The sequence below is a fragment of the Rhodococcus sp. IEGM 1366 genome, assembly GCF_033142425.1.
Lineage (GTDB): Bacteria > Actinomycetota > Actinomycetes > Mycobacteriales > Mycobacteriaceae > Rhodococcus_F > Rhodococcus_F globerula.
The window spans coordinates 418,109-439,237 of record NZ_JAWLRZ010000005.1 but is presented as its reverse complement, the minus strand read 5'-3'; the positions used below and the strand labels follow the sequence as shown (position 1 = coordinate 439,237).

The following is a 21,129-nucleotide window of genomic DNA, read 5'->3' as shown; positions in this document are numbered from 1 at the left end:
CGCAATCATATTAACGTCCATGTTGTTTTGTTTCGGTCGAGATAGCGCTGTCGTGCACATCGATTTCGAGATACGTTTCAGAGCGCATAACCCACCGTGATCTGCACCGGACCGCGGGGGGTGGGTTAGCAATTCGCGCCAGGCGTGAGTACGGTCGCTATCGCTGCTGGTTATCCAGTGGAATAGACAAAATTTGCACACGACGAGACGGAGGAACCGTGGCCCTTCCCCAGTTGACTGATGAGCAGCGCGCTGCTGCTTTGGAGAAGGCAGCTGCTGCCCGCAAGGCCAGGGCTGAGCTCAAGGAGCGCCTGAAGCGTGGCGGCACCGACCTTAAAGAGGTCCTCAAGGACGCCGAAGACAACGAAATCTTGGGCAAGATGAAGGTTTCTGCACTGCTCGAGGCTTTGCCGAAGGTGGGCAAGGTCAAGGCTCAGGAGATCATGACCGAGCTGGAGATCGCTCCGACCCGTCGCATCCGCGGCCTCGGTGATCGTCAGCGTCGGGCTCTGCTCACCAAGTTCGACTTCGAGGTCTGAGTCGAACCGTGAGAAAAACTGGCGCAACAGTAGTGATGAGCGCTGCGAAAACAGTTTCTTATGAGTGCTGAGGCTGTGTCAGAGAGCAAGACTGCAGTGCGGAGGGGTCGGCTGGTTGTACTAGCCGGCCCCTCGGCTGTCGGTAAGTCGAGTGTGGTCCGCGAACTGAGGACTCGGTTGCCCGAGTTGATGTTCAGCGTGTCGGCAACGACCCGCGATCCTCGCCCTGGTGAGGTGGACGGCAAGGACTACCGCTTCACCACTCGCGACGAGTTTCAGCGGATGATCGATTCCGGTGAGCTCCTCGAATGGGCCGACATTCACGGCGGACTGCAGCGATCGGGCACACCAGCGGCTCCCGTCGAAGAAGCTCTCGAAGCAGGACGACCCGTACTGGTCGAGGTCGATCTGGCCGGAGCCCGTGCGGTACGCAAGGCAAAACCCGAAGCTCTCCTGGTGTTCATGGCTCCGCCGAGTTGGGACGTTCTCGTCCAGCGACTCACCGGGCGAGGCACCGAATCCGACGAGGTCGTCGCGAGGCGCTTGGAGACGGCGCGAGTCGAATTGGCCGCCCAGGACGAGTTCGACACGGTCATCGTGAACGAGGATGTAAGCCGTGCTTGCGATGAGTTGGTATCCTTGTTGGTTGGGAACTGATTTTCATCCATCCAGGTGCATAAAATCGATTCATGTAGGCCTTCATTCAAGATCTAATTCAGGAGACACAAGAGTGAGCAGCACTTCAGCCGCGTCCGCCGCAAGCCAGGGCGCTCTGCCTGCCTACGACACTCCGCTCGGCATCACCAACCCGCCGATCGACGAGTTGCTCGAACGCACCTCCTCGAAGTACGCCCTGGTCATCTACTCGGCCAAGCGTGCTCGCCAGATCAACGATTACTACAACCAGCTCGGTGACGGCATCCTCGAGTACGTCGGCCCCCTCGTCGAGCCGGGCCTGCAGGAAAAGCCGCTTTCCATCGCGCTGCGCGAAATCCACGCTGATCTGCTCGAGCACACCGAAGGCGAGTGAGCACGTCGTCTGCCGCTCCCGAATCGGTTTCGGGCACCGGGGGAGTAGCGGAAACTTCCGGTACGGCGCGTAAACGCATCGTTGTGGGTGTCGGCGGGGGTATCGCGGCGTACAAAGCGTGCGCGATCATCCGCAGCTTCACCGAGAGTGGTCACCACGTTCGCGTGATTCCCACCGAGTCCGCACTGGAATTTGTCGGCAGAGCAACTTTCGAGGCGCTCTCCGGCAATCCGGTGCACACCGGTGTCTTCGCCGATGTACCGCAGGTGCCGCATGTCCGACTCGGGCAGGAAGCGGACCTTGTTGTCATCGCGCCGGCTACGGCCGATCTGATGGCACGTGCCGTCATGGGCCGAGCTGACGATCTGTTGACCGCAACATTGTTGACCGCTCGTTGTCCCGTCGTCTTCGCTCCGGCGATGCACACCGAAATGTGGGAACACCCCGCAACGGTGTCCAACGTCGCGACCCTGCGTTCGCGCGGAGTCCACGTGATCGAACCGGCATCAGGACGATTGACCGGCAAGGACACCGGTGCTGGTCGCTTGCCCGAACCCGACGAGATCGTGGGCCTCGCGTCGTTGCTCCTCGAGCGCAGCGACGCTTTGCCTCGTGACCTCGAAGGTCGTCGAGTTCTGGTCACCGCCGGTGGTACCCGCGAACCGCTCGATCCGGTTCGTTTCCTCGGCAACCGCAGTTCGGGCAAGCAGGGGTACGCCCTGGCTCGCCTGGCTGCGCAGCGAGGTGCACAGGTCACGCTGATCGCCGGATACACGGCCGATCTAGCGGATCCAGCAGCTGTCGACGTCGTCCACATCAAGACCGCCGAAGATCTTCGATTGGCCGTCGAGAAGCATGCCCCCGGGCATGACGGCATCATCATGGCCGCTGCCGTCGCCGATTTCCGGCCCACCACGCTGGAGGGAAGCAAGATCAAGAAGGGCGCAAACGAGCCCGACTCGATCCCCCTGACGCGCAACGCGGACATCCTTGCCGGCCTCGTCGAATCGCGTCGGGCCGGTGACCTTGCCGCGGACACCGTCATCGTCGGATTTGCGGCTGAGACCGGTGACGCACACGGTGACGTCCTGAGTTACGCCCGTTCGAAACTTGCTCGTAAGGGCTGCGATCTCCTTGTGGTCAACGCAGTCGGCGAGGGCAAGGCATTCGAAGTTGATCACAACGACGGTTGGCTTCTCGGCTCCGACGGATCCGAGGCGGCACTGGAACACGGTTCGAAAGCGTTGATGGCCAGCCGCGTGCTGGATGCGCTCATTACGTTATTCCCGTAGAGGGGTGAGGGGCTTCTCACCCGTTTCGGGTGAGCGTAAGGGTGTTGCGCCGAGCGTTCAACGGATATCGTCGGCGCAGCTACACCCTGAATAAGCGACAAAACGGCCACCACACGGTGGTCGTGTTATTTCAATAAGCTGTAGTCATGAACTCAAGGCGTCGAGAGGGAGATCTGTGAGCAAGTCCGGCAGTCGGCTATTCACCAGCGAGTCCGTCACCGAGGGGCACCCGGACAAGATCTGTGACGCGATCAGCGACTCCATCCTCGACGCGATCCTCGCGCAGGATCCGCGTGCCCGCGTCGCCGTGGAGACACTCGTCACCACTGGCCAGGTTCACGTCGCCGGTGAGGTCACGACCACGGCATACGCCGACATCCCCAAGATCGTCCGCGACACCGTTCTCGAGATCGGGTACGACAGCTCCGCCAAGGGCTTCGACGGCAACTCGTGCGGTGTCAACGTCGCGATCGGTGCGCAGTCCCCGGAAATTGCTCAGGGCGTTGATCATTCGCACGAAGCTCGGGTCGACGGAACTCTCGACGACGAAATCGACCGTCAGGGCGCCGGCGATCAGGGCCTGATGTTCGGCTACGCCACCACTGATACGCCGGAACTGATGCCGCTTCCCATCGCGATGGCTCATCGCTTGTCGCGTCGTCTGACCGAGGTTCGCAAGAGCGGCGTCTTGCCGTACCTGCGTCCGGACGGCAAGACTCAGGTCACCATCGAGTACGACGGTGACAAGCCGGTTCGTCTCGACACCGTCGTCATCTCCACCCAGCACGCCGCAGACATCGACCTCGACAACCTGCTGACCCCTGACCTTCGCGAGAAGGTGCTCAACTCGGTGCTCGCAGACATCAATGTCATTGATCTGGACACCTCCGACGTGCGTCTGCTCGTCAACCCGACGGGCAAGTTCGTGCTCGGTGGCCCGATGGGTGACGCCGGTCTGACCGGACGCAAGATCATTGTCGACACCTACGGCGGAATGGCTCGCCACGGCGGCGGCGCATTCTCCGGCAAGGACCCGTCAAAGGTCGACCGCAGTGCGGCATACGCAATGCGCTGGGTTGCCAAGAACGCCGTTGCGGCCGGCCTCGCCGATCGCATCGAAGTTCAGGTTGCCTACGCGATCGGCAAGGCTGCTCCCGTCGGCTTGTTCGTCGAGACGTTCGGTACCGAGAAGACCGACCCGGCTCGGATCCAGCAGGCCATCACCGAGGTATTCGACTTGCGGCCCGGAGCGATCATCCGCGATCTCGATCTGCTTCGTCCGATCTACGCACAGACTGCGGCGTACGGTCACTTCGGACGCACCGACATCGATCTCCCGTGGGAGAGCACGGATCGTGCGGACAAGCTGCGCAGCGCAGCAGGTCTCTGATAACTGACGTACAGACGGGGCGCGGGTGGGCGCGGAAAGAGTAGCGGCAGAGGTTGATCCGGTTGCCCGGGTGCTCCCGATGCTCCCGCTCGCCCACCTCGACCGAGAGTTTGACTACCTCGTTCCCCGTGAACTCGAAGCGGATGCGCAACCCGGTGTACGGGTGCGCATCCGCTTTGCTGGTCGCCTGGTCGACGGTTTCATCGTCTCCCGCGAGGCGACCAGCGATCATCAGGGCAAATTCGGGTGGCTCGAACGTGTCATTTCCGCCGAGCGAGTCCTCACCGCCGAGATAGCGCAACTGGTCGACCGCGTTGCCGAGCGCTATGCAGGCACCCGGGCCGACGTGCTGCGCCTAGCCGTACCGCCCCGCCACGCCAAGGTCGAGGGCGAGCCGTGGGAACTCAGCGGTGACATTGCCGCGCCCACACTGGACGAACGAGGCTGGCACCTCTATCAGTACGGCGACGCGTTTGTCACCGCTGTCCGCGAACTGCGTGCTCCGCGAGCGGTGTGGCAGGCATTGCCCGGTGAGGATTGGCCGTTGCGGTTGGCGGAACTCGCCGGTTCGGTGGCGTCGGCAGGCAAGAGTGCGGTCATCGTCGTTCCGGATCAACGCGATCTCGATCGAGTTCTTGCCGCCTGCGAGAAAGTGTCCGGACCTGAAGCGGTAGTAGGACTTTCAGCGGGACTTGGCCCGGCCATGCGCTATCGGCGGTGGCTTGCGGCGCTTCGCGGAAGTGCCCGCATCGTCGTCGGCACCCGAAGCTCCGTTTTTGCCCCCACGCCGGACACCGGCCTTGTTGTCGTGTGGGACGACGGCGACGACAACCTGTCCGAGCCCCGCTCGCCCTACCCGCACGCCCGTGAATCCGCGGTATTGCGCGCGCATGTGGCCGGGTGCGCCGTGGTGATCGGCGGTTTCTCCCGAACTGCGGAGTCTCAGGTGCTCGTCGATTCGGGGTGGGCCCACGATTTGGTCGCCGCTCGGGATGTGGTCAGGCACTGCTCACCCAAGATCACCGCATTGGCGGATAGTGATCACGCGTTGGCCCGCGACCCCGGTGCGAGGGCAGCACGGTTGCCGGCGATCGCTTTTGCCGCGGCCAGGCGAGCATTGGCCGACGGCCGTGGCGTGTTGGTGCAGGTGCCGCGTCGCGGGTACGTTCCGACACTCGCGTGCGGGAAGTGCCGGGCACCGGCGCGGTGCCGTCGTTGCAACGGACCGTTGGCGTTGCCATCTGCAGCAGGTCCCGACGGTGCCGGAATTCCCGAGTGCCGCTGGTGCGGCGTCGCCGACGCGGCCTACCGATGCCATGCGTGTGGAGCCAAGGCGTTGCGTGCCGTTGTGGTCGGGGCGGGCCGAACAGCTGAGGAACTCGGTCGCGCGTTCCCCGGGGTGAAGGTTGTGCTGTCCGGTGGCGGCGATGTAATCAAGGAAGTTGCCCAGGGCCCGGCGCTGGTGGTCTCGACCGTCGGCGCGGAACCGGTGATGACCGGGGGCTATGGTGCTGCTTTGTTGCTCGACGGGTGGGCATTGCTCGGGCGCGCAGATCTTCGCGCCGAGGAAGAGACTCTGCGGCGCTGGATGTCTGCCGCCGCCTTGGTGATTCCACTGTCCGACGGTGGCGAGGTAGTAGTGGTCGCGGATTCGGGAATCCCGACAGTTCAGGCTTTGGTCCGGTGGGATCCAGTTGGGCACGCCCGCAGTCAGTTCGACGAACGCGACGAGGTCGGCTTTCCGCCTGCCGTCCATCTGGCGGCCATCGACGGTGGTAGCGCCGCGATTACTGAACTGGTGGCTTCTGCCGATCTGCCTGCGAGCGCGGTTCTCCTCGGTCCTGTGGAATTGCCTGCGGGGGAGAGGCTTCCGTATTCCGGTGAGGACGAGGCGGGCGTAGCTCCCGAGCGTCTGCTGATTCGGGTGCCGCGCAAGGACGGCCGGGCACTGGCTGACGCTCTAGCTCATGCTCGCGCAGCCCGGAGCGCCCGAAAATCCTCCGGACCTGTGCGTATTCAGATTGACCCGCGTCGAATCGGCTGAGAAATTTCTTGGTGGCCTGGCGCTTTGCATGATTGCGGATGTGTGCTGCCTATACTGACCACTGTCTGACGAGGGAATACCGGTGAGAATCCGGAACTGACGCGCAACGGCGATGGGATTTCCCACGAGTCCGAATACTCGTCCGGCACCACATCGAAAATGGCGATTGCCACATGTCGGGTTCCGCGACCGAGCCCCTGATCGAAGGACGACTTTCCGTGCTCACCGCACCACTGACGCGCGCACTCACTGCCGCGACCGGATTGCTCTGCACCACCGCACTACTGACCGGGTGCTCCAGCGCTACTGCGCCGGACGCCGCGACCCCGATTACCGTTGCTGCTGATGCAGCGGGCCCTACAAGTTACCCGTTGACACTCGAAAATTGTGGTGTGTCAGTGACATTCGATTCGGCGCCGCAACGAGCTGTGTCGCTGTACCAGAGTGCGACGGAGATCTTGCTCTCGCTCGGTCTCGGCGACCGGATGGTAGGCACCTCCACCTGGTTCGATCCTGTTCTCGCTCCTCTCGCGGCCCAGAACGACCTGGTGCCGAGACTGGCCGACAATGACGCGTCGCTCGAAGTGGTACTCGACACCGAACCCGATCTGGTGACGTCGGCGAGCGCCCACACCTTCACCTCAGCCGTTGTTGCGGAACGCTCCCGATTCGCGGAACTGGGAGTTCCCACGTATCAGTCGCCGTCTGTCTGTACCGATGCCGTCGTGGAGGGGGAGAACGTCTCGCGTACCGCGACTCTGACCATCGACACGCTGTACCGGGAGATTCGTGAGCTGGCGGCGATCTTCGACGTGCAGGATCGTGGCGCAGAGTTGATTGCCGAACTGCAGTCGCGGCTATCGGAAGCGGCGGCCGGTGTTGCCGGTTCGGGAAGAACGCTCGCTTTCTGGTTCTCCGGACTCGAGGCTCCGTACATGGCCGGATGTTGTTCGGCCCCAGGTCTTCTTGCCGACGAGGCAGGCGCCGTCAACGTATTTGCGGATCTGTCCGACGACTGGCCGGAAGTGAGTTGGGAAGCGGTAGCCGACCGCGACCCGGATGTGTTGGTGCTCGGTGACCTTCACCGTCGGCGAGTAGACGGTGATTCGTTGGAAACAAAAATCGCCTTTCTCGAATCGAATCCGGTGACCGCGCAGATGACTGCTGTGCGGAACCGCAACTACGTCACATTGTCCGGGGCAGAGATGGATCCAGGGATCCGCGAGATCGACGCACTGGAAAAACTCGCAGACGGACTGCGCTCGACGGTGGGCTGATACTGCTCGAGACATTGCACCTTTACTGCTCGGGACATTGCACCTTCGATCTGTGCGATATATCGTCGAACTATCAGCGATATCGGCGAAGGGTAGCAACAATGGACAGGCATTTTCCCGACGGCGACCGTGGGCGCGGGCATCGTCGAGGGCGGTTCGGGCCCGACGGCGGACCTGGCCCAGGGTTCGGTCCCGGCGCGCACTTCGGACGTGGGCGCGGACGCGGCGGGCGCGGGCGTCGAGGTGACGTTCGCGCGGCTGTTCTGCTCCTCATTGCCGAAGAACCGATGCACGGCTACGAACTGATTCAACAGATCGTCGAACGCAGTGGCGGAGTGTGGAAGCCGAGTCCGGGATCGATCTACCCCGCACTGTCGCAACTCGAAGACGAAGGCCTCGTGATCATCGACAAGGTCGCCGGACGCAAGACTGCAAAACTCACCGAGGAAGGTGCCGCGTACGTCGAGCAGCACCGGGCGGATCTCGGTGCACCGTGGGACGAGGTTCGCGACAGCGTCGGCGCTCCCGAGCAGGATCTGCGTGAGCTGATCGGGCAACTGATGGGTGCTGCCGGTCAGGTCGCCGCAGTGGGTACACCAGCGCAGGTCAAGGCCGCTGCCGATGTTCTGATCGAAGCGCGTCGAGCGTTGTATCGCGTTCTTGCCGACGACGGGTCCACCGATACTGACAGTTGAGTGCGGCACTCGTGTTGGTGTGTCCGGTCACTATCGCCGGCGAAGCATGAACTACCTTGGGTAGCAATATAATCACTTCGATAATCAGGAGAGTTCATGAGTGTCCACGACTTTGCCGTCAAGGCTGCCGACGGATCCACCGAGGATCTGAGCCAGTACAAGGGCAACCTTCTGTTGGTCGTCAACGTGGCAAGCAAGTGTGGATTCACACCGCAGTACGAAGGCCTCGATGCCCTGTACCGGGAGAACAAGGACCGCGGCCTTCGGGTCATCGGATTCCCGAGCAATCAGTTCGGAGATCAGGAGCCTGGCCAGGACGCTGAGATCCAGGAGTTCTGCAGCACGACCTACAACGTCACCTTCCCGGTGTACGCAAAGATCGAGGTCAACGGCGACAACGCGGACCCGCTGTACGAGCACCTCCGCAGCGAGGCACCCGGTGAATTCGGGCCCGAAATCGGATTCCTGTTCGAGCACGTCAGCAAGACGCGCCCCGAGGCGATCGGTACCGACGAAGTGAAGTGGAACTTCACGAAGTTCCTCGTCGATCGTGACGGAGCGGTAGTTCGCCGGTTCGAGTCGACAATCACCCCCGAGCAGATCGCCGAGGAAATCTCCGAGCTGCTGTAATTTCGGAGCTGCTGTAAGCAGGTCTACCAACTGAATATTTAGTCGCAATCCCGGGAGCCCCTGCGTGGTCTCCCGGGTTTGCTGTCTCAAGCGTCGGACCTGTTGATTTCGATCGCACAACGCAGCACAACGTGCCAAAGTTCGTCGAGATCGACGTCGGCGATTGCGAAACCTTTTGCGGTGGAATGGTGGTCTTGCCCGATCAATCCGGCTAGTTCGGCGAAACCCGGGTGCTGACGTACAACCTCGTATTGGTTCCAGGTTCCGTAGGCCATGAGTTGGCCGGTTTTGTTGATCCACAATTGGATGGGTGCGTACCGGAGTCCATAGGGGTACAAGAAGATGCCGCCTCCCGGACGATTGCCGAACCACAGGGCCTCGTGCGGTCCGCGGATGTCATCGAGATTTTCGAGAAGTTCGAAGATCCGCTGGGCGGAGACGCGGTCGGACGTGGCGTCGAGTGCGTCGAGGAATGATTGTGTGGTCCAGGATGTCGAGGGGCCAGAACTGCGGGCTTTAACGGCCGCGATTTCGCCGCCGTAGGTGGAAGGCATCAGGAATTCGATGTCCCCGTGTCGGGCATAAGTCAGCTGAAGAGCGGTGACTGCCACTTCGTCGCGAGTTATTCGGTTCAGGAATTCGACCAAGCGTTTGAGATCGTTGTCGATACGGTCGACGGCAAGACACAGGTCGATGCGGCCTTCTGTGATGTTGAGGTCGAGTTGTTCGAGTGCAGTCTCCCCGAGCGCGGCAAGATCATCACCCCGCTGACGATTCCATTGCTCCCTGAACGATTTAGCACCATCGACCCAGATCGCGGATGCGTAGTCGAGAACCTGCCCGATCACCATTCTGCGTCGCTCGGAGTTCGATGCAAGCTTGCACTCGACGATCGTGATCGTGCCGTCAAGGCTGACAATGCACACGTCTGCGGGGCCTGCCGTGGTCGAAAGCTCGCGAACAGTCAAAGCGCCTTCGGGGACACCGGGCACGTCCTGCGGGGTCGGTTGCGACGATCCGCTGCAAGTGGTCTTCGTTCTCGTAGGCGGTCATCTCGGGTGAATCCCAGGATTCTGTGGATCCGATCCGTCGGATCAGCAATCCGGGGTCTACATCGCAGTTTGGGCTCGCAACGTCACGTCACCTCACAAAATTTGACAGATAGTCTGTTGAAAAAATTTCAATAGAGACAGCTCACATCCAAGACCTTAGAAGAAATAAGCAGCTACCCTGGCTAATGAGACTAGGGAGAATCGCATGGACGAACGTGCCGACCGGCTGCGGGAAGACGTGGCGCTGTTCAGTCGAAGGATTCGGACGAAGAGTTCCGGGCATTTGTTGACTCCAACCCAACTGCAGGCACTTGCGCATCTGGATCGGGTGGGCGCGATGAGTGCGCGTGCGCTTGCCGATTTGGAGCGGGTAGTCCCGCAAACAATCGCCCGGACTGTGCTTCTCCTCGAGGAGAAGGGGATGGTGACGCGCACCGTCGATCCACATGATGCTCGCGCGAGTTTGATCTCGATCACGGACATCGGCCGCAGGACCTTGGACGTGGACCGCGCCGCCCGTAGTGAATGGCTTACGTCCGTGCTGACGGAGGAGTTCACTGACGTCGAACGTGAGTTGCTTTATCTCGCAGGACGTTTGCTGCGGCGTGCGGCTGAGTCGACCGATACAACATCGGCGCAGGAGTCAGTGATGCGCGCATGACTGCCGTCGAGGACCAGGCAGATACCAAGGCCTTGCCTGTTCCGTTCCGGGTGAGTGGTGCGGCAGCGACCGGCAGCATTCTGCAACCGCTGAATTCGTCGATGATTGCCGTGGCAATTGTTGGTATCGCCGCTCAGTTCGGGTCGAACGGCGGCGTTTCCTGGATCATCTCCGCGATGTACATCACGACCGCTGTTGGTGCCCCCATGATGGGTCGGCTCGGTGCATTGCTGGGCGCTCGCCGGGTATTTCTCGGAGGCTTAGCCCTGGTCGCCATCGGATCGTGCGTCGGGATGCTTGCCCCGAATGTCGGTTGGTTGATCGGTGCGTACGTGATCCTCGGATTCGGCATTTCAGCCCACATGCCCAACGCGATGACCATGGTCCGCAGCTACTCCGAGCGCTACGGGCGCCAGCCGCGTACGGCGATTGCAACGTTGGTCGTCTGCAGTCAGTCCGTTGCGGCTCTTGGTCCCACTGTCGGTGGTCTCCTTGTGGGGGCTTTCGGGTGGCAATCGATCCTGTGGGTGAATCTTCCCGTCGTCGTGCTTAGTGCTGTTGTGGTTATGCGTGCTGACGTGGGCTTTGCCGGCGGTGGGCGAGTGTCGGTTCGGGAAGCGCTCCATGCTCTCGATGTGGTCGGAATCGGATTGTTCCTCGTGACGATTACGTCGACGATGGTGCTGCTGGTTTCGTTGCCGGGGAACCCGACGTGGTGGCTGCTTCCCGTTGCGGTGACGGGACTCGGTCTCTTTGTCTGGTGGGAGCACCGCGCTCCGGAGCCGTTTCTGGATGTCGAGGCCCTGGCACGTAATCGCGCGCTCAGTGCCACTCTGGGTCGGACATTGCTCACGTACACGTGCTTCTACTGCGTCTTTTTCGGAATTCCACAATGGCTGCAGTACGCGCGGGGGATGAGCCCGATCGAGGCCGGCTTGACGATGCTGCCCGTCGCGGGGGTCAGCGTGGTGGCCACCATGATCGGGTCTCGCACATACCGGCGGTACGGCGCCCGTCGCACTCTGTTTGTCGGTACGTGTGCGCTGCTGGTCGGCGGGGTGTTGATCGCTTCGGTCGAAAGCTCGACTGCACCGGTCTTGGTGCTTCTCCTTGTTGCCGCAGTACTTGGTATACCGAACGGTTTCAACAACATCGGCAATCAAAGCCTGATCAATGCGGTGACAACCGTGGACGAAGTTGGTGCGGCTATCGGCGTTTACCGCACAGTCGCGTTCATCGGCGCGAATCTTGCGGTTGTGGTGTTGCAGGTAACGGCCGGTCATCAGATCGACGACGCTGGTCTGCACCGGACTGGATGGTTCATCGCAGTTTCAGGATTGGTCCTTCTTGTCGGGATCATGTTCTCGCGCAACATGGGACCGGCCCGCGCTGTCGATTCCCCGAGTTCGTCTGCCTGATCTCACTGTCGATCAGCTCGCTGCGGCGCGTCGCAGATCTTCGCACGTGCTCCGGTAAATCTGTGCCAGATCAGCCTCGGCGCCGTTGTCCAGGCGTTCTGCCCAGGTATCGACCGCGATACGTGTTGTCATCGCGGCACTTTCGACGAGTAGTCGAGCGTAAGGGCGGGCATTCTCGCCGCCGAGTTTGATGGCAACTCGGTCCGTCAGTTGGATCAGTGCCATGGATTCTGTGGCAAATGACGATGCGCACAGATGGGGGTCGGATGCGAGGAGGCGCCGAACTCGCAGTATTCGATCTCGCCTGTCAGGCGAGGCCTCCAGTCTCTCGATGATGTTCCCGTAGATTTCCTGCATCCCTGTCAGAGTCACGTCGTCGGCAGGGATCGCATCGAGCCATTCGACGATTTCCGTCTCGAACTCGACCTCGACGCTGAGGGCCGAGTCTTCCTTGGTGGCGAAGCATCGAAAAAATGTGCTGGGCGAGACTCCGGCGCGGCGCGCGATTTCGTCAACCGTCGTCGCCGACGAGCCGTGGAGTTCGAAAAGTTCCAGAGCGGCCCGGGATATCTCGAGGCGAGTTTCCTGGCGGCGGCGTTCCCGCAGGTCGGGAGCGCGTTTTGCCGCGGGGACCTTGACGCTGTCGTGTGTGGTCATCCGCAGTCCTCCATGCGGCTCAACTTACCAGCCGAAATCAACTTGACAGTGACTCTCAAGATGATTGATATTGTCAGTTAAATAAGTTGATTTGTCTTCTAAGACCAGAGAGTTCTCAGTAGCGCATGCATATTCAAGAGACGGAAGCCCAACCGGAATCGGTTGACCTCGACCGCGGTAGCAAATTGTTGATCACCGTGCTGGTCGTCGCAGCGTTCGTGATGATCCTCAACGAGACGATCATGAGTGTGGCACTGCCACGTTTGATGGTGGACCTGGACATCACCGCCAGCACAGCACAGTGGCTGACCACTGGATTCATGCTGACCATGGCCGTCGTGATTCCGACGACGGGCTACCTGTTCCAGCGATTCACTCTCCGGCAAGTATTCGCAGCCGCGATGACGCTCTTCAGCGTCGGCACGCTCCTCGCGGCGTCCGCACCCGGATTCGAACTTCTTCTGGCGGGTCGAGTGATCCAAGCCGGTGGTACCGCCATCATGCTTCCACTCCTCATGACCACGGTCCTGCGTGTTGTTCCCGCCCATAAGCGCGGCGCCATGATGGGCGTCATCTCCATCGTGATCGCCGTCGCTCCGGCGATCGGTCCGACACTCTCCGGTGTGATCCTGCGATCGCTGGACTGGCGCTGGATGTTCTGGCTTGTGTTGCCGATCGCCCTGGTTGCGTTTGCCATCGGCTCCGCTTTGGTCAAGAACCTCACCACTACCGGCGCAGCACCGTTCGACGGGTTGTCGGTTGTATTGTCCGCGTTGGCATTCGGTGGCATCGTCTACGGACTCGGTAGTCTCGGACATTCCGCCGAGGGATCCGGCGTGCCGGTGTGGGTACCGCTGGTTGTCGGTGTCGTGGCGCTGGTCGTGTTTGTTCTGCGTCAGTTGTCGCGGCAAGAGGACGGGCGCGCCCTCCTGGACATGCGGCCATTCCTCACGCCGACGTTCAGCATCGGATTGGCCATGTTGGCGATCAGCATGATGGCCTTGTTCGGTGCGCTGATTCTGCTGCCGTTGTACCTGCAGAATGTGCTCGGCCTCGACACGTTGAAGACCGGTTTGTTGCTTCTCCCCGGTGGTTTGCTCATGGGCATTCTGGCACCGTTCGTCGGTCGGGTCTTCGACCGCGTCGGTCCGCGCCCGCTGGTCATCCCCGGTGTCGTCGTGGTCAGCGCCGCGTTGTGGCTGATGACGCTCCTCGACACGGAGACCGGCTTGCCGATGGTTGTCGGCATCCATTCGATGCTGATGGTGGGTCTGGCATTGGTGATGACTCCGCTGATGACGTCGTCGCTCGGATCGGTCCCGTCGGAGTTGTATTCCCACGGCAGTGCGATTTTCAATACCGGTCAGCAGTTGGCCGGTGCGGCGGGAACCGCGTTGTTCGTCACGATCATGTCGAACACAGCCGCCTCCCAACTCGCCGATGGTGCGACTGACGTCGCTGCTCAGCAATCGGGTATCCACACCGCATTCATGTGGGGTGGCGTCATATCCCTGATCGCGGTGGCAGGTTCGTTCTTCATCCGGAAGCCGGCAGTGACCAGCTAGGGATGCGTGTTCGTCTGCACTTATGATTGGCCTTGGTGTGGATCGGGATCGGGGCGGGAGTGCTGAACTATGTCGGGTAGAACAAGAATTGCAGGATTGGTGTTGGCTAGCGCCTGTCTGGTGGCGCTACCAAGTGTTGCCGGCGCGCAGTCCGGGGCGAGCGTTCCCACACACGTCGGACCCGCACAGATAACCCGTCACGCGGCAACCGCATATGCAGAGACTCACCCCGATTCGGCGCCGGCCGGGTCCAATAATTTCGACTGCAGGCCCACGGCCGAGCATCCACGTCCGGTGTTGCTTGCACATGGCACGGACACTCAGGCGTACACCGACTGGGCGGCTGTGGCGCCTGCCCTCGCTGCCGATGGCTATTGCGTTTTTGTTCTCAACTACGGCGGGGATCCTGAGGAAGATACCTTCGGCGTCGGCGACATCGTCTCGAGCGCAAGCGAATTCAGGGCCTTTGTCGATCAGGTGAGATCGAGGACGGGCGCTGATCGCGTCGACGTCATCGGGTACTCGCAGGGCGCCACGGTAACTCGGTACTACACCAACAAACTTGGTGGTTCGCAGTTTGTCGACCACTGGATCGGGCTGGCTTCGCCGACGTACGGCGGTGTGATGTTCGGGCTCGTGCCACTCGTTCGGGCAATACCCGGCGGCGAAGAATTTGTCGAGGACACTTTCTCGGTTGCCGTGCGCGAGCAGATGGAGGGATCGGATCTGCTGCGCAGTCTCAACAACGGCGGCGACACCGTGCCAGGGGTGCGGTACACCACCATCGGCTCGCAGGTCGACGAAGTGATCCAACCGTCAGGCAACATCGCGTTGCGGGACTCAGGCGCCGAGAACATCGTCCTGCAGGACCTGTGCCCGCAGAACCTGACCGGGCACTTCCGGATGCCGTACGACCCCTACGTGATCGACATCATCCGCACCTCGCTCGATCCCGATGCCGAGCGGCACGCACCGTGTACGGCCGTCCCGCTCGGCACCGATATTCCGCAAGTGGTGATCGACGCCAACTCTTGACGTCGCCTGCGACCGGCTTCGCTTACTCGGCGAGTTTGGCCGCTGCCTGCGCCCACAGGAAGAACTTGTTGGTGCCCAGATCGCGGACCGTTTTGATATTGAATGCGGCCTTCAAATGCTCGGCGTCCGAATCACTTACGCCGTTCAGGGCCGCTACCGGAGCGTCGGCCAAGTCTTCGACGGATTTTCCTGCGTACGCCTTGTCGAACTTGCTGTCGATCCCTGCCATCGAAGTTCCTCCGTGTGGTCGGTGCATGTTCTTCTTGCCGCGCGACGCCCGGTGGCGACGCCAGAAACAGTCAATACCGTCGGTCGGTGAATCTGCAGCGTTCTGATCAAAGAATTTGCTGAGAATTGCGCGTGACATGGCGCGCGGTACAACCTGCGCTCAGCACTCCCTAGACTGAGGGTTCCATTCGTACCAACATCCGGGAGCGCTTTCGTGACTTGCAGTCCACCACGTTCGAGCGGCCAGCGAGCTGATCACAGTCTCGGCAGCCCTGAGAATAGGGAGGGCTGACATGCGCGTTGTATTCGCCGGAACGCCGGAACCTGCCGTCCCGTCCTTGCGTCGACTCATCGAGTCGGCCAATCACGAGGTCGTTGCCGTGGTGACGCGTCCTGACGCCGTCGCCGGTCGCGGACGAAAAGTCACCCGGTCACCCATCGGCATGCTCGCGGACGAACACGGCATTCCGGTGTTGACTCCCGTCAAGGCGTCAGATCCCGAATTCGCGGCCGAGCTGAAAAGCTACGAGCCGGACTGTGCGCCTGTTGTCGCTTACGGAAATCTGTTGCCGCAGAACGTACTCGACATCCCGAAGTTCGGTTGGGTGAACCTGCACTTCTCGCTGCTTCCCGCGTGGCGTGGTGCTGCGCCGGTACAGGCAGCGATCAGCGCCGGTGACGAGGTCACCGGTGCCAGCGCCTTCCGCCTCGAAGCGGGCATGGACACCGGACCGGTGTACGGCGTGATGACCGAACGCATTCGCGACACCGACACCGCCGGCGATCTCCTGGGGCGACTGGCCGAAGGTGGCGCCGGCCTGCTCGAATCAGTGCTCGACGGAATCGAAGCCGGTGCAATCACGGCGGTTCCTCAATCCGACGACGGAGTCTCGTACGCGCCGAAGGTGACCGTCGACGCGGCCCGGGTGCGCTGGGATCGTCCCGCTGCGGCCGTTGACCGCCACATTCGGGCGGTCACGCCTGCGCCGGGCGCGTGGACGATGATCGGTGACCTGCGGGCCAAGCTCGGACCGGTCACCGTGACTGACGACGTACTGGCAGTCGGCGAGATCGCAGTACGTAAGGACGGTCTGTACATCGGTACCGCTACGACGGCGGTGCGACTCGGGCAGATACAGCCCCCGGGCAAGAAATTGATGTCGGCAGGGGACTGGGCACGCGGTGCCCGACTCGACGCGGAGGTACGAGCAGCATGACCGAATCACGACGACCAGCCCGCCAGGCCCAAGGCCCGGGCGACAAGCGGAACGGGTCGCGAAACAACAAGCCGAAGCAGGCAAAGCGGCCCGATCCGACGGCTGGACTCGATCAGCCGCGTCTCGCAGCTCTCGACGTGCTGCGCGCGGTCCGCGAGCGCGACGCCTACGCAAACTTGGTTCTGCCCGGATTGCTCCGCGATCGCAAACTCGACTCCCGCGATGCTGCCTTGGCAACAGAACTGGCGTACGGCGCTGCCCGCGCGCAGGGGTTGCTCGACGCTGTGATCGTGCACGCGTCGGGTCGTCCGATCGAGGAAATCGACGGCAACCTTCTCGACGTGCTGCGGTTGGGTTCTTACCAACTGCTGCGCACGCGCGTCGCGCCGCACGCTGCCGTCGCAACGTCTGTCGACCTCGCGCGCGCTGAATCCGGCCAGGGGCGAGCAGGATTCGTCAACGCGGTACTGCGCCGGGTGTCCGAACGCACTCAGGACGAGTGGGTGGAACTGCTGGCGCCGAAGGACCCGATCGGGCACCTCGCGTTCGAGCACGCGCACCCGGTGTGGATCGCACAGGTCTTCGCCGATTCGCTCGGCGCTGCGGCCGGTGAACTCGAAGACGTCCTGATTGCCGACGACGCCCGCCCCGCCGTGCACCTCGTTGCGCGGCCCGGCGAAATCTCGGCCGAAGAGCTGGCGCTGGTCACCGGCGGCGAGATCGGCCCGTACTCGCCGTACGCCGTGCATCTCGACGGCGGCGATCCTGGCCAGCTCGATGCGGTGCGTCAGGGCTTGGCCGGTGTGCAGGACGAAGGCAGCCAGCTGGTTGCTCGCGCCCTGACTCTCGCACCGCTCGACGGTGACGACGGTGGCCGCTGGCTCGATCTCTGCGCTGGTCCCGGCGGCAAAGCAGCGCTTCTCGGAGCGCTGGCAGGAATCGACGGTGGGCGCCTCGACGCCGTCGAACCCGTCGCCCACCGCGCGGAACTGATCCGCAAGACCACCCGTGAGCTACCCGTCGACGTACACGTGGCGGACGGACGCGAGTCCGGCCTCGAACCCGGCTACGACCGCATCCTCGTCGACGCACCGTGCACCGGACTGGGCGCGTTGCGTCGGCGTCCGGAAGCGCGGTGGCGTCGCCAACCGTCGGATGTCGCCCCGCTGGTGAAGTTGCAGCGTGAATTGCTCGCCGCGGCAATCGAATTGGTGCGTCCCGGTGGTGTGGTGCTGTACTCCACGTGCTCGCCGCACTTGTCGGAAACGCTGGCCGTTGTTGCCGATGCGGTCCGCCGTCATGGCGTCGTCGAACTCGACACCAAGGAGCTGGTGCCCGGTGTGCCGGACGTCGGCGACGGCAATTCGGTTCAATTGTGGCCGCACCGCCATGGCACGGATGCAATGTTCATGGCGGCATTGCGTAAACCACTGGCGTAGGTAGCTGTGCGCCGTTTTGGTAGCGGGACCGACCAAAACGGCGCACAGGGGTGGGGAGGTGACTTCCGGCCCCCGGAGTCGTATGGTTCCCTCCATGGTTACGTGGGAACAGGTTGTCGTACTCGCTTCGGCGCTTCCGTCAGTGGAGGAATCGACGTCGTACAACACCCCAGCACTCAAGGTGGCAGGCAAGACATTTGCGCGCTTGCGAACCGAAGCCGAGGGCGCATTGGTCGTGATGTGTGGTCTGGACGAGAAAGAGGCGCTGCTCGCCAGTGGGGAAGCGCCGTTCTTCACGACGGATCACTACCACGGGCACGGTTCGATCCTGGTGCACCTCGAACTGATCGAGGAGGATCAGTTGGCGGAAATGCTCGAGGACGCATGGCGGATCAAGGCTCCGTCGAAGGTGCGCAAGCTTCGCGCCGCAGTCAAGCACTGACAGATTTTCGACCGCACCGACGGGCGTGCACAGGGGCGCAGACGCCACGGCTAAACTCGGGCACGTGGCTTCCCCGATGATTGCACCGTCCATTCTGTCCGCCGATTTTGCACGCCTCGCCGACGAAGCGGCCGCCGTTGCCGGTTCTGATTGGCTTCACGTCGACGTGATGGACGCGCATTTCGTTCCGAATCTGACACTGGGTCTTCCGGTGGTCGAAAGCCTGCTCAAGGCAACGGATATTCCGCTCGACTGCCATCTGATGATCGACAACCCCGAGCGCTGGGCGCCGCCGTATGCCGAGGCCGGTGCATACAACGTCACGTTCCACGCCGAAGCCACCGATGATCCGCGTTCGGTTGCCCGCGACATTCGCGCTGCCGGTTCCAAAGCAGGTCTGAGCATCAAGCCCGGAACCGACATCGAGCCTTACCTCGAAATCCTCAAAGATTTCGACACGTTGCTGATCATGAGCGTCGAGCCAGGCTTCGGTGGGCAGTCCTTCATGCCGCAGGTCCTCGAGAAGGCCCGCACGATTCGTAAGCTCGTCGACTCGGGCGAGCTGAAACTGCTTGTCGAGATCGACGGCGGCATCAACGCGGACACGATCGAACAGGCCGCAGAAGCGGGCATCGATTGCTTTGTCGCCGGTAGCGCCGTGTACGGCGCGAGTGACCCCGGAGAAGCTGTGCGCAAGCTTCGTGCGCAGGCCGCATCCGCGTCGCCGCACCTGACGCTGTCGGTCTGAGAACACCGACATGGCAAAGGCTGTTCCGGTGTCGAGTTCTGATCTCGACGCCGCAATGCAGATCGCGTTGACTGCTGCTGATTCCGCACGCGGGTTCACCAGCCCCAACCCGCCCGTGGGCGCCGTCATTCTGGGCGCCGACGGAACCATTGCGGGCGTGGGCATGACTCAGCCCCCAGGTGGTCCGCATGCGGAGATCGTGGCTCTTACCGAAGCCGGCCGGGCAGCGCGCGGCGGCACGGCGGTGGTCACGCTCGAACCTTGCAACCATCAGGGGCGGACCGGGCCGTGTTCACAGGCGTTGATCGACGCCGGTGTGGCGGCCGTGGTTTATGCCGTCGGCGACCCCAATCCTGAAGCGTCCGGCGGTGCGGCGACGCTGATGCGCGCCGGAATCTCGGTCACGTCCGGACTACGAGCGGCTGAGGTCGAAGCGGGTCCGCTGCGCGCCTGGCTGCACAAGCAGCGCACCGGCCGTCCGCACATCACGTGGAAGTACGCGGCGAGCCTCGACGGCCGCAGCGCTGCCGAAGACGGCACGAGTCAATGGATCACGGGTCCGGCTGCTCGAGCACGCGTACATGCCCAGCGGGCGCAGGTCGACGCAATCGTGGTGGGTACCGGCACGGTCTTTGCAGACGATCCCTGGTTGACCGCGCGTCAGCCGACGGGGGACCTCGCGGCCCATCAGCCGGTGCGCGTGGTAGTCGGGAAGCGTGAAATACCCTCGACTGCAAGGATTCTCGACGACGCGGCTCCGACGCTGATCTTGAATACGGAGAGTATCGACGAGGTTGTCGAGGCGCTCACCGAATATACGGACGTGCTGCTCGAAGGCGGACCACGCCTGGCGGGTGCATTCCTGGCCGCAGGGTATGTCGACGTCATCGAGGCGTACATCGCTCCGATCCTGCTCGGCGGGGGAGCGTCGGCGCTGGTCGACGCGGGAGTACACACCATCGCCGATGCTCGCCGGTTCCACTTGGAGTCCGCGGTAACGATTGGCCCCGATATTTTGTTGAGTCTGGTTCCGGAGAATTCCGCTCCGGAGAACGAGGAGTAGGCACGCGTGTTCACTGGAATTGTTGAAGAACTCGGCGAAGTTGTCGCCAAGGAAGAACTGGTCGACGCCGCGCGCTTCACGGTGCGCGGACCGTTGGTCACCTCCGACGCCGGTCACGGTGATTCCATCGCGGTGAACGGCGTCTGCCTCACGGTTGTCGACGTACTCGACGACGGTTCCTTCACTGCAGACGTCATGCAGGAGACGCTGAACCGTTCGAGCCTCGCGAGCTTGGCTGTCGGCAGCCGAGTCAATCTCGAGCGCGCAGCAGCACTCAACAGCCGTCTCGGTGGACATCTCGTGCAGGGCCACGTCGACGGTACCGGCCACGTCATCTCCCGTTCGCCGTCCGAGAACTGGGAGATCGTGCGGATTTCGCTGCCCGAGTCCATCTCGCGGTACGTCGTGGAGAAGGGTTCGATCACCGTGGACGGTGTGTCCCTGACGGTGTCGGCGCTGGGAGGTGAGCGTGGGTTCGAGTACTTCGAGATCTCGCTCATTCCGACGACGCTGGAGTTGACGACACTCGGAACCGCGACGATCGGCACACCGGTCAATCTCGAGGTCGACGTGATCGCGAAATACGTCGAACGGTTGCACGCTGCCGGTAGGTAGGACCGCCTCGATCGGGTCTTGACGGACGGTCGTAGGGTTGGTAACAGGGTTGGTCAGTAGGCTTGGCCAGTAGGGTTGTCGGTGCATCCACA

At 62.4% G+C, this 21,129-nt stretch carries 22 protein-coding genes and 1 riboswitch; of the genes, 19 read left to right on the top strand and 3 right to left on the bottom strand.

The genetic code is table 11. The features are described from left to right. Window positions 1–218: 218 nt before the first annotated feature. From mihF to R4P64_RS17545, 9 genes are all read left to right on the top strand, one after another. The gene (mihF, locus tag R4P64_RS17585; protein WP_033232153.1) at window positions 219–539 is read left to right on the top strand and encodes an integration host factor, actinobacterial type; all 321 of its coding nucleotides are present in this window, start codon (window positions 219–221) and stop codon (window positions 537–539) included. Between the two features lie 60 nt (window positions 540–599). Then, a complete protein-coding gene (gene gmk / locus R4P64_RS17580) occupies window positions 600–1,196 on the top strand; it encodes a guanylate kinase (RefSeq protein WP_033232152.1) in 597 nt (198 codons plus the stop codon). 73 nt (window positions 1,197–1,269) lie between these two features. Continuing rightward, window positions 1,270–1,569 carry a DNA-directed RNA polymerase subunit omega gene (rpoZ, locus tag R4P64_RS17575; RefSeq protein ID WP_033232151.1) on the top strand — a complete coding sequence of 100 codons (300 nt, stop codon included), beginning with the start codon at window positions 1,270–1,272 and terminating at the stop codon, window positions 1,567–1,569. Then, window positions 1,566–2,861, top strand: coding sequence for a bifunctional phosphopantothenoylcysteine decarboxylase/phosphopantothenate--cysteine ligase CoaBC (coaBC, locus tag R4P64_RS17570; protein ID WP_317821965.1), 1,296 nt, complete (start codon window positions 1,566–1,568; stop codon window positions 2,859–2,861). The genes rpoZ and coaBC overlap by 4 nt, the downstream gene beginning before the upstream one ends. A gap of 175 nt (window positions 2,862–3,036) precedes the next feature. Then, complete coding sequence (gene metK, locus R4P64_RS17565; RefSeq protein ID WP_033232149.1) at window positions 3,037–4,251, top strand: methionine adenosyltransferase; 1,215 nt, start codon at window positions 3,037–3,039, stop codon at window positions 4,249–4,251. A 25-nt stretch (window positions 4,252–4,276) separates the two neighbouring features. Continuing rightward, a complete protein-coding gene (locus R4P64_RS17560; RefSeq protein WP_317821963.1) occupies window positions 4,277–6,295 on the top strand; it encodes a primosomal protein N' in 2,019 nt (672 codons plus the stop codon). A gap of 19 nt (window positions 6,296–6,314) precedes the next feature. Beyond that, window positions 6,315–6,456, top strand: a riboswitch (cobalamin riboswitch). A gap of 12 nt (window positions 6,457–6,468) precedes the next feature. Further along, window positions 6,469–7,572, top strand: a complete 1,104-nt coding sequence (locus R4P64_RS17555; protein ID WP_317821961.1) for an ABC transporter substrate-binding protein — start codon at window positions 6,469–6,471, stop codon at window positions 7,570–7,572. 101 nt (window positions 7,573–7,673) lie between these two features. Continuing rightward, on the top strand, window positions 7,674–8,267 hold the full coding sequence (locus R4P64_RS17550) for a PadR family transcriptional regulator (RefSeq protein WP_045067677.1): 594 nt from the start codon (window positions 7,674–7,676) through the stop codon (window positions 8,265–8,267). Window positions 8,268–8,363: 96 nt separating this feature from the next. Further along, a complete protein-coding gene (locus R4P64_RS17545) occupies window positions 8,364–8,897 on the top strand; it encodes a glutathione peroxidase (RefSeq protein ID WP_317821959.1) in 534 nt (177 codons plus the stop codon). 86 nt (window positions 8,898–8,983) lie between these two features. On the opposite strand, the gene R4P64_RS17540 is transcribed toward R4P64_RS17545, so the two are convergent. Next, a complete protein-coding gene (locus tag R4P64_RS17540) occupies window positions 8,984–9,889 on the bottom strand; it encodes a hypothetical protein (protein WP_317821958.1) in 906 nt (301 codons plus the stop codon). Between the two features lie 265 nt (window positions 9,890–10,154). On the opposite strand from R4P64_RS17540, the gene R4P64_RS17535 reads away from it, so the two are divergent. Beyond that, complete coding sequence (locus R4P64_RS17535) at window positions 10,155–10,610, top strand: MarR family winged helix-turn-helix transcriptional regulator (RefSeq protein ID WP_317821957.1); 456 nt, start codon at window positions 10,155–10,157, stop codon at window positions 10,608–10,610. After that, a complete protein-coding gene (locus tag R4P64_RS17530) occupies window positions 10,607–12,028 on the top strand; it encodes an MFS transporter (RefSeq protein ID WP_172935481.1) in 1,422 nt (473 codons plus the stop codon). The genes R4P64_RS17535 and R4P64_RS17530 overlap by 4 nt, the downstream gene beginning before the upstream one ends. A 12-nt stretch (window positions 12,029–12,040) precedes the next feature. Here R4P64_RS17530 and R4P64_RS17525 read toward each other — a convergent pair whose 3' ends face one another. Continuing rightward, window positions 12,041–12,685, bottom strand: a complete 645-nt coding sequence (locus tag R4P64_RS17525) for a TetR/AcrR family transcriptional regulator (RefSeq protein WP_051730342.1) — start codon at window positions 12,683–12,685, stop codon at window positions 12,041–12,043. A gap of 125 nt (window positions 12,686–12,810) precedes the next feature. On the opposite strand from R4P64_RS17525, the gene R4P64_RS17520 reads away from it, so the two are divergent. Both R4P64_RS17520 and R4P64_RS17515 read left to right on the top strand, forming a co-directional pair. Further along, window positions 12,811–14,250: an MDR family MFS transporter gene (locus tag R4P64_RS17520; RefSeq protein ID WP_045067681.1), complete on the top strand. Its 1,440-nt coding sequence runs from the start codon at window positions 12,811–12,813 to the stop codon at window positions 14,248–14,250. Window positions 14,251–14,319: 69 nt separating this feature from the next. Beyond that, entirely contained in the window at window positions 14,320–15,285 is a 966-nt protein-coding gene (locus R4P64_RS17515; RefSeq protein WP_317821956.1) for an esterase/lipase family protein, read from the top strand. A gap of 22 nt (window positions 15,286–15,307) precedes the next feature. Here the strand turns inward: R4P64_RS17515 and R4P64_RS17510 are convergent, their stop codons facing one another. Continuing rightward, window positions 15,308–15,514 (bottom strand): hypothetical protein, encoded by a 207-nt coding sequence (locus tag R4P64_RS17510; RefSeq protein ID WP_094272784.1) that lies wholly within the window; start codon window positions 15,512–15,514, stop codon window positions 15,308–15,310. 292 nt (window positions 15,515–15,806) lie between these two features. Here R4P64_RS17510 and fmt point away from each other — a divergent pair, with 292 nt between their 5' ends. From fmt to R4P64_RS17480, 6 genes are all read left to right on the top strand, one after another. Beyond that, window positions 15,807–16,730: a methionyl-tRNA formyltransferase gene (fmt, locus tag R4P64_RS17505; RefSeq protein WP_317821954.1), complete on the top strand. Its 924-nt coding sequence runs from the start codon at window positions 15,807–15,809 to the stop codon at window positions 16,728–16,730. Beyond that, window positions 16,727–18,169, top strand: a complete 1,443-nt coding sequence (locus tag R4P64_RS17500; protein WP_033232140.1) for an RsmB/NOP family class I SAM-dependent RNA methyltransferase — start codon at window positions 16,727–16,729, stop codon at window positions 18,167–18,169. Before fmt ends, R4P64_RS17500 begins: the two co-directional genes overlap by 4 nt. Window positions 18,170–18,263: 94 nt before the next feature. Next, complete coding sequence (locus R4P64_RS17495; protein WP_033232253.1) at window positions 18,264–18,611, top strand: MmcQ/YjbR family DNA-binding protein; 348 nt, start codon at window positions 18,264–18,266, stop codon at window positions 18,609–18,611. A gap of 64 nt (window positions 18,612–18,675) precedes the next feature. Beyond that, window positions 18,676–19,359, top strand: a complete 684-nt coding sequence (gene rpe / locus R4P64_RS17490; protein WP_033232252.1) for a ribulose-phosphate 3-epimerase — start codon at window positions 18,676–18,678, stop codon at window positions 19,357–19,359. Window positions 19,360–19,414: 55 nt separating this feature from the next. Then, window positions 19,415–20,422 (top strand): bifunctional diaminohydroxyphosphoribosylaminopyrimidine deaminase/5-amino-6-(5-phosphoribosylamino)uracil reductase RibD, encoded by a 1,008-nt coding sequence (gene ribD, locus R4P64_RS17485; protein WP_317822088.1) that lies wholly within the window; start codon window positions 19,415–19,417, stop codon window positions 20,420–20,422. A 6-nt stretch (window positions 20,423–20,428) separates the two neighbouring features. Continuing rightward, window positions 20,429–21,037 carry a riboflavin synthase gene (locus tag R4P64_RS17480; protein WP_033232138.1) on the top strand — a complete coding sequence of 203 codons (609 nt, stop codon included), beginning with the start codon at window positions 20,429–20,431 and terminating at the stop codon, window positions 21,035–21,037. Window positions 21,038–21,129: the final 92 nt, after the last annotated feature.